This window comes from Micromonospora sp. DT48, assembly GCF_049844495.1.
In the GTDB taxonomy this organism is placed as follows: domain Bacteria; phylum Actinomycetota; class Actinomycetes; order Mycobacteriales; family Micromonosporaceae; genus Micromonospora.
The window spans coordinates 285202-299834 of the sequence record NZ_JBNCLE010000004.1; the positions used below are offsets into that span (position 1 = coordinate 285202).

Here is a 14633-nt window from a genome sequence, read left to right on the forward strand (position 1 = left end):
TCGCCAGCGCATCGGCGTCGCTCAGCCGGTGCAGCCCGTCGTCGCGGAGACCACGACCTGTTCCGGTTGGACGTCGGCCAGCACCGCGACGCCGTCGCGCCGGTAGCCGTACACATCGGGGGTGTCCACCACCGGCGTGCCGCCGGCCAACGGCGCGAGCGCGGCGTGCGGCTCGGTGGCCACCCGGTCCACCACGGACCGGACGGTACGGGCCGCGCCGCCGCCGGGACAGGGCGCGCTCACCACCGACTCCGGATCGTCGATCCGGCCACCCAACGCCCGCACCGCCTCGGCCAGCACGCCGACCTCGGGCCCGGCCGGGCCGGGGCGGGCCCGGTCGTAGTCGTCGCCCACCGGTCGACATCCCGTGTCGACGGTGACCCGGATCCGGCCGTCGGTCGCCGGTCGCCCGGTCACCGTCACGAACTCACCGGCGTCGCCACGCAGCCGAAAACCGTCGGGGGTGAGCCGGACACCGGCCCGCCACCGCGCGGGTAGCCGGTCGGCGACCCGCTCCAGCAGCGCCTGCTCCTCGCCCACCGGCGCGGCCAGGTCGACCGCGCGGGTCAGCGTCGCGCCGTCGGCGAGCGGGCTGATCCGGCAACCCCTGTCGAGATCGGGTGGTGTCAACGCCAGCACGCCGTCACCAGCTGCCGCGACCAGCTCACCGACGGCGGCGTCGACCACCAGCCCGGCCTGGGTGAGGGTGCGTTGTTCCCGGACGGTCGGCGGGTCGTCGGCCGCCGAGATCCAGGTGAGACCGGCCAGCAGGACCGCCCAGAGCACCGTCGCCACGACCAGCCAGCGCGGCCACCGGGAGTCGGTGGCCGGTGGTCGGGGACCGGTCGGCGGAGGGTACGTGTGGACGGCGTTGCTCACCCGGTCATCGTGTCACGCCTGCTGCAACCGTCCGTCGGGACGCCCGTCACCGGACTCCGGCGGCGCGCTCAGTCGGTAGCCGACGCCGCGTACGGTCTGCACCTGCGGCCCGTCGGGTAGCGCCCGCAGTTTTCGGCGCAGCCGCTTCACCGCCGAGTGCAGGATCGCGGTGTCGCCCAGGTAGGCACCGCCCCAGACGGAGGCGAACAGCCGCTCGTAGCTCCACAGCGTGATCGGTGGACTGACCAGCCGGGCCAACAGCTCCCGCTCGGTACGGGTCAGCCCCAGCAGGGTGCCGCGCCAGGTGACCAGGTGCCCCGCCCGGTCGACCACCAGATCACCCCAGGTGGCCGGCCGTTCCGTGGGGCGCTCGGTGGGATCGTCAGCCGGCCCGCCCGACTCCGACGGTGGGGCCGGGAACATCGCCCGCAGTTGGGCGAGGTCGGCGCAGATCACCACCGGGCCGACACCGTCCAGCCGCTGCACCACCCGCTGCCGGACGGTGGCGTCCGAGCTGACGCAGACCAGGATCGGAAACTCTTCACCGGACACGACGCCTCCCCCGAGCAAGCCCTCTGACCTGCGACTTCCATCGATCGCCAATGACGGTCACCGATGACGCCCGGATGCAGCCTATCGGTCAGGATCGCGCCTCGTCACTGACCGAGTACTGACCGACGCCGTCCATTGATCACCGCCGGTCGGCGCAAGAGCATGACTCTCAGCGGGCGGAGGCACCACCACTGACCACCCACATCGCCCCGGCCGCTCCGCGCCGCCGCGTCGCGGCGCGCGGGTGTGCGGGCCCGAACGGATCGGGACCGACGACGTGGGGAGGAAAATTGTTCATACGACCATCCAGCCGGTCGCCACGATGGCGGGCGATAGCGGTGCTGACCGCCGCCGTGCTGTGCGTCACCGGCCAGCCCGCGATCGCCGCGCCGGCCCCACAGCCGGCACCGCACCGGGCCGCCGTCGACCCGGCGCTGCTCGACCAGCTCGGCACCACGTCGACCGCCCCGTTCCTGGTCTATCTGACCGAGACCGCCCCGCTGGCACAGGCCAGCCGCGAACGCGACCCCGACGCCCGGGCCGGTGAGGTGCACCGGCTGCTCACCGGCACGGCCACCCGCACCCAGCGCGACCTGCGCACGCTGCTCGACGACCGCAAGGTGCCGTACACCTCGTACTGGATCGCCAACGCGCTGCGGGTCGAGGGCGACAAGGCCCTGCTCGACGAGATCTCCCGCCGCCCGGAGGTGGCCCGGATCACGCCGAGCCGCAGCTATCCCCTCATCCAGCCGACCGAGGCCGAGGCCACGCGCGCTCGCACCGCCACCGTCGAATGGGGACTGACCAACATCGGCGCGCCCCGGGTGTGGGACGAGTTCGGTGCCCGTGGCGAGGGCGTGGTGGTGGCCAACATCGACAGCGGTGTGCGCTACGACCATGCCGCCCTCGTCGCCTCCTACCGGGGCAACCTCGGCGGTGGCAGCTTCGACCACGCGTACAACTGGTTCGACCCGGCGGGCGTGTGCGCCGGCACGGCACCCTGCGACAACCATGACCACGGCACGCACACGATGGGCACCATGGTCGGTGACGACGGTGCCGGCAACCAGATCGGCGTCGCCCCCGGTGCCCGGTGGATCGCCGCCAAGGGATGCGAGTCGAACAGCTGCTCGGACGCCTCGCTGCTCGCCGCCGGGCAGTGGGTGCTCGCCCCCACCGACGCCGCCGGCCAGAACCCCCGGCCCGACCTCCGCCCGGACATCGTGAACAACTCCTGGGGCGGGGACGGGGGCGACCCCTGGTACCAGCAGACGGTCACCGCGTGGCGGGCCGCCGGCATCTTCCCCGTCTTCTCCGCCGGCAACGACGGGCCGGCCTGCGGCAGCGCCGGTTCACCGGGGGACTACGTCAACGCATACGCGGTCGGCGCGTACGACGTGAACAACACCATCGCCGGATTCTCCGGGCGCGGCTCCGGCACCGAGGTGTTGAAGCCGAACATCGCCGCGCCCGGCAGCAGCGTCCGATCCAGCGTCCGCAACGGCGGGTACGCCTCGTTCAGCGGCACCTCGATGGCCGCCCCGCACGTCGCCGGCACCGTGGCGCTGCTCTGGGGGGCCTCCCCCGGTCTGCGTGGGGACATCACCGCCACCGAGGAGTTGCTGGACCGCACGGCCCGCGACGTCGACGCCACCACCTGCGGTGGCACGCCGGCCGACAACAACGTCTTCGGCGAGGGGCGGCTCGACGCGTACGCGGCGGTGCGGGACGCCCCCCGTGGGCCGGTCGGCCGGGTCAGCGGGGTGGTCACCGACTCCGCCGACGACGACCCGGTGCCCGGCGCGACGGTGACCGACGGCACCCGCAGCACCACCACCGGCACCGACGGACGGTACGCGCTGACCGTGCCGGCCGGCGAGGTCACCCTCTCGGTCAGCGCCTTCGGTTACGCCGACCAGTCGGCGACCGTCACGGTGCCCGACGGCGGCACCCTCGACCAGGACTTCGCCCTGCTGGCCACCCCGAGCGTCACGGTCAGCGGAAAGGTCACCGACGCCTCCGGCCACGGCTGGCCGCTGTACGCCCGGATCGACGTCGCGGGCCGCACCGGCGATGCGGTGTTCACCAACCCGGTGAACGGCCGTTACTCGCTCACCCTGCCGGGCAACACCTCGTACCGGCTGACCGTGACCGCCCAGTACCCGGGGTACCGCACCGTCACCCGGCAGGTGGCCGTGGGTGGGGCGGACACCACGATCAACCTGGCGGTACCCGTCGACGCCGCCTGCACCGCGGCCGGGTACACGGCTCAGTTCGGCGCTCCACTGTTCACCGAGAGCTTCGACGGCACCAGCGCGCCGACCGGTTGGACGGTGGCGAACCGCACCGCCTCCGGCGGCTGGGTCTTCGACGACCCCCGTTCCCGGGGCAACCTCACCGGCGGCACCGGCGGCTTCGCCATCATCGACAGTGACGCCCTCGGCTCCGGCAACACCCAGGACACCGACCTGATCGCCCCACCGATCGACCTGTCCACGACCGCCGCGCCGGTACTGCGGTTCCGCAGTGACTGGCGCGCCGTCGGCATCAGCGACACCGCCGACATCGACGTCTCCACCGACGCCGGGGAGACCTGGACCAACGTCTGGCACCAGACCGCCAGTCGGCGTGGCCCCCGGATCGAGGAGGTGCCGCTCGACCCGGCCGCGAACGCCGCGTCGGCGCTGGTCCGCTTCCGCTTCAAGGGCACCTTCGCCTGGTGGTGGCAGGTGGACGACGTGGAGGTGGTCAACCGCGAGTGCTCGCCGGTGCCCGGTGGGCTGGTGGTCGGTACCACCACCGACCGCAACACCGGCGACCCGCTCAACGGCGTGACGGTGGCCAGCGACCACCGACCCGAGAACAGCGCGGTCTCGGCGGCCACGCCAGCAGACCCGGCCGAGCCGGACGGCTTCTACTGGTTCTTCTCCGAGTTGACCGGCACCCACCCGGTCACCGCCGAGCGCACCCCGTACGCGTCGGTCACCAAGGAGGTGGCGGTCACCGCCGACCGGGTCAAGCGGGCGAACTTCGCCCTCACCGCCGGTCGCCTGAGCGTCAGCCCGACGACCGTCGAGTCCCATCAGCCGTACGGCAGCACCCGCACCACCCGGGTGACGGTGCGCAACACCGGCACCGCACCGGCCAGCGTCGACCTGTTGGAACGCGCCGGTCGGTTCGACCTGCTGAAGCAGGACGGCGCACCGCTGTTGGAACAGAAGGTGAAGGGGCTCAGCAAGGCGCGCACCGGCACCGCGTACGGCGGGGCGGCACCGACGGCCGGCACCGCCGCCGACGACGCGTGGAGCGAGATCGCCAAGCTACCGGCGGCGATCTACGACAACGCCGCAGTGTGGCTGGACGGGAAGATCTACTCGGTCGGTGGGGGTGGCGGTACCGGCACCGAGCGCAAGGTCTGGGCGTACGACCCGGGGCCTGGCGCCTGGACCGCCCTGCCGGACCTGCCGACGGTGCGCTCCAAGCCCGCCGCGGTAGCGGCCGACGGCAAGCTGTACGTGCTCGGCGGTTGGGGCGCTGACGACGCCCCCGTCGCCACGGTCGACGTCTTCGACCCGGTCGCCGGCACCTGGAGCACCCTGGCGGGAGCGACCAACCCCGCTCCGGTCGCGGCGGCCGGTACGGCGGTGGTCGGCGGCAAGGTGTACCTCGTGGGTGGCTGCGCCGATGCCACCTGCACCGACAGCGACAAACTGGTGGTGTTCGACCCGGCCACCGGCTCGTTCAGCACCGGTGCCACCTACCCGCATCCGGTGTCCTGGCTGGCCTGCGGCGGGATCGGTTCCGCGGTCTACTGTGCCGGTGGCACGGGCAGCACCGAGTACACCGACGCCTACCGGTACGACCCGGCGGCCGACAGCTGGAGCCCGCTGCCGAACCTGCCGCTGGAGTTGTGGGGGTCGCAGTACGCGGCGGCCGGTGGGCTGCTGGTGCTGGCCGGCGGGGTGACCGACGGATCGACCGCCGTCACCAACCGCACCGTCGGCTTCGATCCGGCCACCGGGGCCTGGCGTGACCTGCCCAACGTCCGGTTCGGCCGGTACCGGGGAGCCGCCGCCTGCGGCGTGTACAAGGTCGGTGGGTCGCCCAGTTCCTTCGTGGGCAGCGCGGACAGCGAACGGCTCGGTGGTCTGGAACTCTGCGCCGCCGAGGCTGACCTGGCCTGGCTGAGCACCTCCCCGACCACGTTCACCCTCGCCCCGGGTGAGTCGAAGACGGTGACCGTCACCCTCACCGCCACCGAGGCGGCGGGCGTCGCCCAGCCCGGCCGGTACGCGGGCGAGATCGCCGTCGCCTCCGACACCCCCTACCCGGTCAGCCCGGTTTCGGTGGAGATGAACGTGTCACCGCCGGCCAGCTGGGGCAAACTCCGGGGCACCGTCACGGGCACCACCTGCGGCGGCGTCACGGTCGGCATCCCGGCGACGGTACGGGTGAACCTGATCTCGGCTGGCACCGGCACGACGCTGACGGCCGGGGCCGACGGCCGCTACGAGTGGTGGCTGCCGAAGGGCCGCTACGAGGTGATCGTGGCCAAGGACGGCTGGGTGCCACAGGTGCAGCGGCACCGGGTCGAGGCAGGCATCGTCGGCACGCTCGACTTCGCCCTGGAGCCCGCCTCCACCTGCACCAGAGCCACCGGTATCTGACCCGTCGACACCTCGGGGTGCCGGCCATCCAGGCCGGTGCCCCGAGATCGGCACGGTTCCGGGCACCGCTGCCGTCGCCACGACGAGGTCACGCGGCGGCACGGTAGACGCGGACGGCCCCGACGACAGTGGCCCGCATCCCTCCCCGGGATGCGGGCCACCAGGTCGATCAGAGCGTGGGTCAGTCGGTGACGGTGACGCCCACCTCGTTGATGCCGAGACCGGCGGTCACCGTGGTGTCCCCGTTGCCCTGACGGGAGAGCGCCCGCAACGTCCAGGCGCCCGGCGCGGCGAAGAAGCGGAACTGACCGGCAGCTGAGGTCACCACCTCGGCGGTGAACTCACCGGTCGAGTCGAGCAGACGGACGTACGCCCCGGGCACCGCCTCGCCCTCGGCGGAGCGGACGATACCGGTGATGACGGTTTCCCGTTCCAGGTCGAGACCGGCGGGCAGCGGGGCGGCCTGGTCGGGGGCGGCGCAGCCGGTGGCGGCGCTCGCGGCGGTGGGTGCGGTCATCTCAGGCCTCCCCCGGCTCATCGCCGAGTGCCACCGGCACACCGACCAGGGAGCCGTACTCGGTCCACGATCCGTCGTAGTTCTTCACGTTGCGGTGCCCGAGCAGCTCCTGCAGCACGAACCAGGTGTGCGAGGAACGCTCGCCGATCCGGCAGTAGGCGATGGTCTCCTTGCTGTCGTCCAGCCCGGCCTCGCCGTAGATCTTGCGCAGTTCGTCGTCGGACTTGAAGGTGCCGTCCTCGTTGGCCGCCTTCGACCACGGCACGCTGATCGCGGTCGGGATGTGGCCGCCGCGCTGCGCCTGCTCCTGGGGCAGGTGGGCGGGGGCGAGCAGGCGACCGGCGTACTCGTCGGGGCTGCGCACGTCGACCAGGTTCTTGGTGCCGATCGCGTCCACGACCTCGTCGCGGAAGGCCCGGATGCTGGTGTCCGGCTCGCTGGCGACGTACTGCGTGGCCGGGCGGGTCACCGTGTCGTTGACCAGCGGACGGGCGTCCAGCTCCCACTTCTTGCGACCGCCGTCGAGCAGCTTGACGTCACGGTGGCCGTAGAGCTTGAAGTACCAGTACGCGTACGCGGCGAACCAGTTGTTGTTGCCGCCGTAGAGGATGACGGTGTCGTCGTTGCTGATGCCCCGCTCGGACAGCAGCGCCTCGAACTGGGCCTTGTTCACGAAGTCCCGGCGGACCGGGTCCTGCAGGTCGGTCTTCCAGTCCAGCTTGATGGCACCGGCGATGTGGCCGGAGTCGTAGGCGGTGGTGTCCTCGTCGACCTCGACGAAGACGACGCCCGGGGCGTCGAGGTTCTTCTCGGCCCACTCGGCCGAAACGAGTGCGGTGTCGCGACTCATCAGATCACTCCCTGGTGAGGATGGTGGTGAGCCAGCGCGCGGAGGTCGTGGGATGTCTAGATGTCGCACCACGCGCGGGACCCATAGCTAGGAACGGATCACGGGTTCGTGCGACGGCGCCGCTGCCGGACGTCCGGTGGGTGCACCGGGAACTAGGTACGCGTACCCCGAGTGCCTAGGCCGCTAGGCGGCCCGAAACAGCCCCGCCGTCAGATGACGGGGCGACACAGGCAGGTGGCCACGCGGCACAGGTCGACCGCGCGCCGTTTGGTGAGGAGCGTCCCCATGAGCAGGGAGCCTACCAGCGATCCCAGAAATCTCTATCGGGTCGACCAGCATCCGGGACGCCGGGCCGGAGGTCAGCGCGCCGAGTTGATCGGCACGTCCCGCGCATCGGCGGTGACGGTGAGTCCCTGCGGCTGCGGCCGTACCTCCCGGACGGTGAGCTGGAACGGTAGCTCCGGCAGGGGTACGTCGACCGAGATGCTCCGGGCGAAGTTGTTCACCAGGGTGCGGGCCAGCGGTACGTCCGGCAGCCCTTCGGCGGTCAACTCCTCGAACTTCAGCGCCACCTCTCCCTGCTCGCCGACGACGATGTCGGCGGTGCCGGTGACGGTGAGCTGCTGACCGAGGATGTCCACCGGGGCGGTGACGGCCAGTCGTCCGTCCCGCTCGCCGAGAGTCAGTCCCTCCCGGTCCAGCAGGGCCGCCAGACTCTGGTAGCTGACGGTGCCGGTGCCGTTGACCGTCTCGGCTACCACCTCACCCTGGCCGGTACGCAGGGTGTCGAGCGAGGCACGTACGTTGCGGGCGTCGACGTCCAGGCTGGGCAGCGCGACCGCGTCGCCCTGCACCGAGGCGCTCACGTCCCGCAGTTTGATCGAGATGCGTTCGTACCGGCCGTCGAGCACCTGGGTGAGGAACGGGAAACCGCCCACCTCGACCTCGGGTGGCGCGGACTGCGCGCCCTGCTCGGCGACCTGCTGGCGCACCTCGTCGGCGATGGCGCGCTCGGCCACGCTCGCCGCCACCCGGTCGGCGATGGCGAGCAGCCCGGCGAGCACCAGCAGCAGGACGACGAACCCGATCAGCACTTTGCGCCCACGTCGCCGCGGCCGGTGTCCGTACGTCTGCTCCGGCTCCACGCCGCCTCCTGTCTCGTCGTACCTCGATGCCGCCAGCGGCCATCCGGTGGTACCCGTGGTGCGGATTCTTCAATCTCCGACGACCGACTCGGGCCACCACGCGCCGACGGTCAGAGCACCAGCCGACACATCAGGTACGCGGCCGGTGCCGCCATCGCGAAGCCGCCGAGCGGCCCCTGCACGTGCCGGGCGACCCAGACCGTCGGCACCTCGCCGGCCATCAGCCGACCCGCCTCCGCGTAGCTGACGGCGAGATCGGCCAGCACCGCGACCACCGCCGCCACCAGGCCGATGATCGCGGCCCGGGTGGGGGTGAACGGGGTGACCAGGTAACCACCGAGCAGCGCGCTGACCAGGGTGCCGATCATCGCGCCGCCGACCACTCCCGCCGCTCCCCTGGGCACCTGGGGCGCCAGTCGCGGCCAGGCCGCCACCGCGTCGGTCAGCCGCGCGACGGTGAGCGCCACCCCGGCGGCGAGCAGGCAGACGGCGATCGCCTGGGTGCCGGCCGGAATCCGGCTGAGCACGATGAGCGTGGCGAAGGCGACCACGCCGAACACGGTGGTCGCGGTGGTCCGCAACGAGTCGGTCACCCGGGCCCGGTCCACCCGGCGAACCAGTTGGCCGAGCACCGCCACGAACGCCCCGCCGACCGCGAGGTAGAACAGCGGCGCCAGCCGCGCCTCGGCTGACCGTACGGCCACCACGTCGGCGGCGAGCCCGGTCGCCACGGCGACCCCGAGGACGACCGCCACCGCGGGTGGCCGGGTGACCATGGTCCAGGAGAGCGCGAACAGCACCTGGACGGTGAGCACCACGAGCGTGAAGGGCAGCCGGTAACCGGGGTTGGAGGTCTGCGCGGCGACGATCAGGCCGAGGCCGAGCAGCGCGGCGAAGCCACCGATGGCGAGCGAGAGCTGCCGGCTCACCTCGACCGGCGGTTCCTCCTCGTCCTCGACGTCGGCGTCGGCCTCGTCGTCGGGGCGGCGAGCCGAGCCGCCACGACGCAACCGGCGTGGGCCTCGGGCGCGTCTCTCGTCGGTTTCCACGCCCGGACCGGTGCGCGGTGCCGTGCCTTGCGCCGTGGACGGGTCGTCGGTCCACGGGTCACGGCCGGTCTCGGGCGAGTTGGAGGGAAACACCCACCGATCGTGCCAGACCAACCGCAGATCGCGGGTGCCACCGTTTCCGCCACGTTAAAACCTGAGCCGCGATCAGGGGCAGATAGGGCAAAGAGGAAATCGTGCCATGGTCGTACGCGAGCCATCGGCTACGCTCAACGGCGAAACCCGCCCGTCAGCGACGCCGGGACCCACGGAAGTTCCCAGCGCCACATCCGCAGGAGTGCCGCTGGTCGCGTGCGGCCGCAACGGCCGCCGGGACGGAGGTAGTCGTGGAGATCCTGCTGTTGGTCAGCGCCCGGGCAGGCGAACCATCCGTCGTGTTGCCGGCCCTGGATCTGCTGCCGCACTCGGTTCGCACCGCGCCCCGCGATGTCCGAACCCTGGTCGCCGGCCCGAGCCCGGACGCCGTGTTGGTCGACGCCCGTTCCGAGCTGAGCGAGGCCCGAGCCACCTGCCGGATGCTGCACGCGACCGGGCTGGGCGTACCGCTCGTCGCGGTGGTGACCGAGGCCGGGCTGATCGCGCTGAACGCCGACTGGGGCGTCGACGACGTCATCCTCGCGTCCGCCGGCCCGGCGGAGGTGGAGGCGCGGCTGCGGCTCGCGGTCGGCAGGCTGAGCAACGCGACCGCCGGGGCCGGCGGTTCGATCCGGGCCGGCGAGCTGATGATCGACCCGGACACCTACGCCGCGAAGCTCAAGGGCCGCCCGCTCGACCTCACCTACAAGGAGTTCGAGCTGCTGAAGTTCCTGGCGCAGCACCCGGGCCGGGTGTTCACCCGCGACCAGTTGCTGCGCGAGGTGTGGGGCTACGACTACTTCGGCGGCACTCGGACGGTCGACGTGCACGTGCGTCGCCTGCGGGCGAAGCTCGGCTCCGAGTACGAGTCGATGATCGGCACCGTTCGGCAGGTGGGCTACAAGTTCGTGGTCCCGCCGTCGCGCGGCATGTCGGAGACGGCCGAGCACGCGGCGATGCCGATGCACGCCCTCACCACCGAAGGCTAAATTGCGCATATGCCCTTTTTGGTCTACTTGCGCGCCTTATGGTGACTGCCAGTTGACCAGCGGGGGGCATCGGTGGGCGGTAACCAGATGGGGGCGGCGCGAGCCGCCGGAATCATCACGCTCGTGGTGACGGCGGTGCTCGGCTCGGCGTACCTGCTCGGACGCAGCCTGGTACCCGAGCCGACACGCAACGGCAGCGCGGTCACCGCGACCGGCGCCGACCATCCGGAGTACGCCGACCAGTCCGCCCCCACCGACGCCGAACCCACCGCCACCGGTTCGCCGAACGGGGCGCAACGCTCCGACGAGCAGGAGCAGGAGCAGGACCCGAACTTCGGCCCGATGGGCACCCGAGTGAGCACCGGCACCGCCGGTGTCGCGCTCACCTTCGACGACGGGCCACACCCCGACTACACCCCGCAGGTCCTCGCGATCCTGCGCGACTACAACGTCACGGCCACCTTCTGCGTGGTCGGCCGAAACGCCAAGGCGTACCCGTGGCTCATCGAGCAGATCGCCGCCGAGGGTCACACGCTGTGCAACCACAGTTGGGACCACGACGTCGCCCTGGGCAGCCGGTCCACCGACCGGATCCGCGCCGACCTGATGCGTACCAGCGAGGCGATCCGCGCGGCGGCGCCGGACGCGCCGATCGCCTGGTACCGGCAGCCCGGCGGGGCCTGGACCTACTCGGTCATCTCCGTCTCCCGGGACCTCGGCATGACCCCGCTGCACTGGACCGTGGACCCCTCCGACTGGCGGTCACCCGGGGCGAACCGGATCGCCAGCTTCGTGCTCGACGGGGTACGACCCGGCTCGATCGTTCTGCTGCACGACGCGGGCGGCGACCGTCAGGGCACCGTCAACGCGCTGTACCAGATCCTGCCGGAACTGGCCGACAGGCTCGACGTCCAGGCGTTGCCGCCACGCGGACTGTGACGGGCGCACCACCCGTCTCCGGCTACGCTCCCGCCGTCCGGATACGGTGAAGCGATGAGCAGCACCCGGCCGGGCAGCGACCAGGTCCACCACGTCCACCGGCTCGGCCCGGCGGAGGTCACCGACGTGCTGGCGCTCGCCCGGACGACCGGTGACGCCGACGGAGCCGATCCGATGGACGAACACGTGCTGCTCCGCCTACGGGACGACAACGCCCCGGCGAGCCACCTGGTGGCCCGCGCCGCCGACGGCACGCTCATCGGGTACGCCCACCTCGACACGACCGACCCCGAGCGCGGCGTCGGCGTGGAACTGCTGGTGCACCCGGCGTACCGGCGGCGGGGCACCGGCCGACGACTGGCCCAGGCGGTGCTGGCCACCGCCACCGGGCCGCTGCGGGCGTGGGCGCACGGCGACCACCCCTCGGCCGCCGCCCTCGCGGTGGACCTCGGCTTCCAGCGCGCACGCGTGCTCTGGCAACTGCGTCGACCGCTCGCCGCCCCGCTGCCCGAACCGCGCCTGCCCGACGGGGTGACGCTGCGCGCGTTCCAACCCGGCCGCGACGACGCGGCCTGGTTGGCGCTCAACGCACGCGCCTTCGCCGACCATCCGGAGCAGGGCCGGTGGACCGCCGAGGACCTACGGGTACGCCTCGCCGAACCGTGGTTCGACCCGGCCGGTTTCCTGCTCGCCGTCGAGTCGGCGACCGGTCGGCTGCTCGGCTTCCACTGGACCAAGGTCCATGAACGACCCGGTTCCGCCCGCATCGGTGAGGTGTACGTGCTCGGCGTGGAGCCCGACGCGCACGGTGGGGGGCTCGGTCGGGCCCTGACCACGGCCGGCCTGGCGTATCTACGCGACCGGCGTGGGCTGGACCGGGTGATGCTCTACGTCGACGAGTCGAACACCGGCGCAGTGGCGCTCTACGAACGGCTCGGCTTCGCCCGGTGGGCCGCCCACGTCAACTATCACCTCGGCTGACCCGCTCAGGACAGGTAGAACCGGGGTCGTTCCGGATCGGCCAGATCCAGGCGGGGCGTGATCGGGGTGACCGCGTCCCGGCCCGCCGCCGCCTCCGCCACCGCCACCAGGTCGGCGCAGGCCGCCACCTCGCCGAGGGTGACCAGGGTCGGCGGGAGCATGGTCAGCTCACCGGCCGCCGCCTGCCGCGCCGCGTCCACGGGTCGGATCCACAGCGTGTGGTCGGCCTCGCCGGAGACGTCGCGGGTCCGCTGCCCCTCCGGCAGCAGCGCCACGAAGAAGTACGTGTCGAAGCGGCGCGGCTCGAACTCCGGGGTCACCCACCGACTCCACGGCAGCAGCAGGTCCGACCGCAGGGTGAGCCCTCGCCCGGCGAGCAGGTCGGCGAACCCGGTACGCCGCTGCTCCAGATCGACTCGGGCGCTCTCCCAGCCGTCGTCGCTGACGTCACCGACGACCCGGGTCGGATCCGGCCCGGCGAGCAGTACGCCGGCTTCCTCGAAGACCTCGCGAGCCGCCGCGCAGACCACCGCCTGCGCCGCGCTCGGGGCCTGGCCGAGGCGTACCCCCCAGTCGGTCGGGGTCGGACCGGCCCAGTCCAGGTGGGTGGTGGAGTCCGACGGATCCACCCCACCGCCCGGGAAGGCGTACATGCCGCCGAACGCCATCGCCGCGACCCGCCGGATCAGGTAGACCTCGAAGCCATCGTCGGCGGGGCGGAGCAACAACACGGTGGCGGCCACCCGGGGTACCGCTGGCTGCGCGCCGGAGTCGCGGAACCGGCGGGCGTGCTCCACCAGTGCCGGTGGCGCCGGGTAGCCACGGTCGGTCGTCATGCGCCGAGACTAGAGGGCGCGAAGCGGCGACCTCCACCGGGTCACCACGGCGTCGACAGTCGTGGCCGCCGTGCTGTCCCGACACATGGATGCCCAGTACAGCCCACTGCTGATCTTCGGTAGCGTCGCGCCATGACTCGTTGGGGCATCCTGGCCACCGGCCAAATCGCCGCCCGCTTCGCCGAAGACCTCCGGTTGGTGCCGGGGGCCGAACTCGTCGCGGTCGGCTCGCGCACCGCCGAGAGCGCGGAGCGCTTCGCGCAACGGCACGGCGTACCCCGTGCGTACGGCTCCTGGGCGGAACTGGCCAGGGACGCCGACGTCGACGTGATCTACGTCGCCACTCCCCACGCCGCGCACCACGAGGCGGCCCTGACCTGCCTTACCGCCGGTCGTCCGGTGCTGCTGGAAAAGCCGTTCACTCTCGACCTCGCCACCAGCACCGAGTTGGTCGACACCGCCCGCGCCGCCGGAGTCTTCCTGATGGAGGCGATGTGGATGCGGTGCAACCCGCTCATCCGGCGGGTCTGCCAGCTGATCGCCGACGGTGCGATCGGCACGCTGACCGGTGTCCGGGCCGACTTCGGCGTCGCCGGACCGTTCCCGCCCGAACACCGCATGCGCGCCCGGGCGCTGGGCGGTGGCGCGCTGCTGGACCTCGGTGTGTACCCGATCAGTCTGGCGCACCTGTTGCTGGGCGTGCCGCAGCACGTGCGGTCCTGGGCGAAGCTGGGCCCGGAGGGCACGGACGAGAACACCGGCATGGTCTTCGGGTACGACTCCGGTGCGGTGGCCACGCTCGGTTGCAGCATGGTGGGGGCCACCGGGCTCACCGCCTCGATCACCGGCAGCACCGGGCGGATCGACCTGCCCGAGCCGTTCTTCCGGCCGGGCGGGTTCACCCTGTACCGGGCCGACGCGGAACCGGAGACGTTCACCGAGGAGTTGGTGGGTTCGGGCTACCAGCACGAGGCCATCGAGGTGCAGCGGTGTCTGGCCGACGGGCTGACCGAGAGTCCGCTGGTGCCCCATTCGGCCACTCTGGAGATCATGGGCCTGCTGGACGACATCCGCGCCCAGATCGGGGTCTCCTACATCTGACGCTGGTCGAGGGGGCCATGGCCAGGGCCCCCTCG

General features: G+C 72.2%; 13 protein-coding genes. 5 read left to right on the forward strand and 8 right to left on the reverse strand.

The genetic code is table 11. The features are described 5' to 3' along the window. Positions 1–21 precede the first annotated feature (21 nt). Both ACLQ2S_RS02090 and ACLQ2S_RS02095 read right to left on the reverse strand, forming a co-directional pair. Complete coding sequence (locus ACLQ2S_RS02090) at positions 22–795, reverse strand: hypothetical protein (RefSeq protein ID WP_425701049.1); 774 nt, start codon at positions 793–795, stop codon at positions 22–24. A gap of 96 nt (positions 796–891) precedes the next feature. Beyond that, a complete protein-coding gene (locus tag ACLQ2S_RS02095) occupies positions 892–1431 on the reverse strand; it encodes a winged helix-turn-helix domain-containing protein (RefSeq protein ID WP_425700995.1) in 540 nt (179 codons plus the stop codon). Positions 1432–1721: 290 nt separating this feature from the next. On the opposite strand from ACLQ2S_RS02095, the gene ACLQ2S_RS02100 reads away from it, so the two are divergent. Further along, positions 1722–6098, forward strand: a complete 4377-nt coding sequence (locus tag ACLQ2S_RS02100) for a S8 family serine peptidase (RefSeq protein ID WP_425700996.1) — start codon at positions 1722–1724, stop codon at positions 6096–6098. Positions 6099–6279: 181 nt separating this feature from the next. Here the strand turns inward: ACLQ2S_RS02100 and ACLQ2S_RS02105 are convergent, their stop codons facing one another. The 5 genes from ACLQ2S_RS02105 to ACLQ2S_RS02125 all read right to left on the reverse strand — a co-directional run bounded on the left by ACLQ2S_RS02105 (position 6280) and on the right by ACLQ2S_RS02125 (position 9752). Further along, positions 6280–6615 (reverse strand): DUF1416 domain-containing protein, encoded by a 336-nt coding sequence (locus ACLQ2S_RS02105; RefSeq protein WP_155214456.1) that lies wholly within the window; start codon positions 6613–6615, stop codon positions 6280–6282. Position 6616: 1 nt separating this feature from the next. Next, on the reverse strand, positions 6617–7465 hold the full coding sequence (locus ACLQ2S_RS02110; protein ID WP_155214455.1) for a sulfurtransferase: 849 nt from the start codon (positions 7463–7465) through the stop codon (positions 6617–6619). 209 nt (positions 7466–7674) lie between these two features. Further along, positions 7675–7752, reverse strand: coding sequence for an Ms5788A family Cys-rich leader peptide (locus tag ACLQ2S_RS02115; protein ID WP_311202345.1), 78 nt, complete (start codon positions 7750–7752; stop codon positions 7675–7677). Between the two features lie 72 nt (positions 7753–7824). Further along, the gene (locus ACLQ2S_RS02120; RefSeq protein WP_309222429.1) at positions 7825–8610 is read right to left on the reverse strand and encodes an LmeA family phospholipid-binding protein; all 786 of its coding nucleotides are present in this window, start codon (positions 8608–8610) and stop codon (positions 7825–7827) included. A gap of 110 nt (positions 8611–8720) precedes the next feature. Next, entirely contained in the window at positions 8721–9752 is a 1032-nt protein-coding gene (locus ACLQ2S_RS02125; RefSeq protein ID WP_309222428.1) for a hypothetical protein, read from the reverse strand. A 251-nt stretch (positions 9753–10003) separates the two neighbouring features. Between ACLQ2S_RS02125 and ACLQ2S_RS02130 the strand changes: the two genes are divergently transcribed. The 3 genes from ACLQ2S_RS02130 to mshD all read left to right on the forward strand — a co-directional run bounded on the left by ACLQ2S_RS02130 (position 10004) and on the right by mshD (position 12661). Then, positions 10004–10741 carry a winged helix-turn-helix transcriptional regulator gene (locus tag ACLQ2S_RS02130; RefSeq protein ID WP_309222427.1) on the forward strand — a complete coding sequence of 246 codons (738 nt, stop codon included), beginning with the start codon at positions 10004–10006 and terminating at the stop codon, positions 10739–10741. An 87-nt stretch (positions 10742–10828) separates the two neighbouring features. Beyond that, positions 10829–11680, forward strand: a complete 852-nt coding sequence (locus ACLQ2S_RS02135) for a polysaccharide deacetylase family protein (protein ID WP_425700997.1) — start codon at positions 10829–10831, stop codon at positions 11678–11680. 54 nt (positions 11681–11734) lie between these two features. Further along, positions 11735–12661 carry a mycothiol synthase gene (gene mshD, locus ACLQ2S_RS02140; protein WP_425700998.1) on the forward strand — a complete coding sequence of 309 codons (927 nt, stop codon included), beginning with the start codon at positions 11735–11737 and terminating at the stop codon, positions 12659–12661. 5 nt (positions 12662–12666) lie between these two features. Here the strand turns inward: mshD and ACLQ2S_RS02145 are convergent, their stop codons facing one another. Next, positions 12667–13497 carry an NUDIX hydrolase gene (locus ACLQ2S_RS02145; RefSeq protein ID WP_155214451.1) on the reverse strand — a complete coding sequence of 277 codons (831 nt, stop codon included), beginning with the start codon at positions 13495–13497 and terminating at the stop codon, positions 12667–12669. Positions 13498–13629: 132 nt separating this feature from the next. On the opposite strand from ACLQ2S_RS02145, the gene ACLQ2S_RS02150 reads away from it, so the two are divergent. Continuing rightward, positions 13630–14598 carry a Gfo/Idh/MocA family protein gene (locus tag ACLQ2S_RS02150; RefSeq protein ID WP_155214450.1) on the forward strand — a complete coding sequence of 323 codons (969 nt, stop codon included), beginning with the start codon at positions 13630–13632 and terminating at the stop codon, positions 14596–14598. Positions 14599–14633: the final 35 nt, after the last annotated feature.

Bases quoted from the DNA above. Each gene is read 5' to 3' on its own strand.
- ACLQ2S_RS02105 (WP_155214456.1), bottom strand. From the start codon at position 6,615: ATGACCGCACCCACCGCCGCGAGCGCCGCCACCGGCTGCGCCGCCCCC.
- ACLQ2S_RS02135 (WP_425700997.1), top strand. From the start codon at position 10,829: ATGGGGGCGGCGCGAGCCGCCGGAATCATCACGCTCGTGGTGACGGCG.
- ACLQ2S_RS02115 (WP_311202345.1), bottom strand. From the start codon at position 7,752: ATGGGGACGCTCCTCACCAAACGGCGCGCGGTCGACCTGTGCCGCGTG.
- ACLQ2S_RS02150 (WP_155214450.1), top strand. From the start codon at position 13,630: ATGACTCGTTGGGGCATCCTGGCCACCGGCCAAATCGCCGCCCGCTTC.
- ACLQ2S_RS02110 (WP_155214455.1), bottom strand. From the start codon at position 7,465: ATGAGTCGCGACACCGCACTCGTTTCGGCCGAGTGGGCCGAGAAGAAC.
- mshD (WP_425700998.1), top strand. From the start codon at position 11,735: ATGAGCAGCACCCGGCCGGGCAGCGACCAGGTCCACCACGTCCACCGG.
- ACLQ2S_RS02145 (WP_155214451.1), bottom strand. From the start codon at position 13,497: ATGACGACCGACCGTGGCTACCCGGCGCCACCGGCACTGGTGGAGCAC.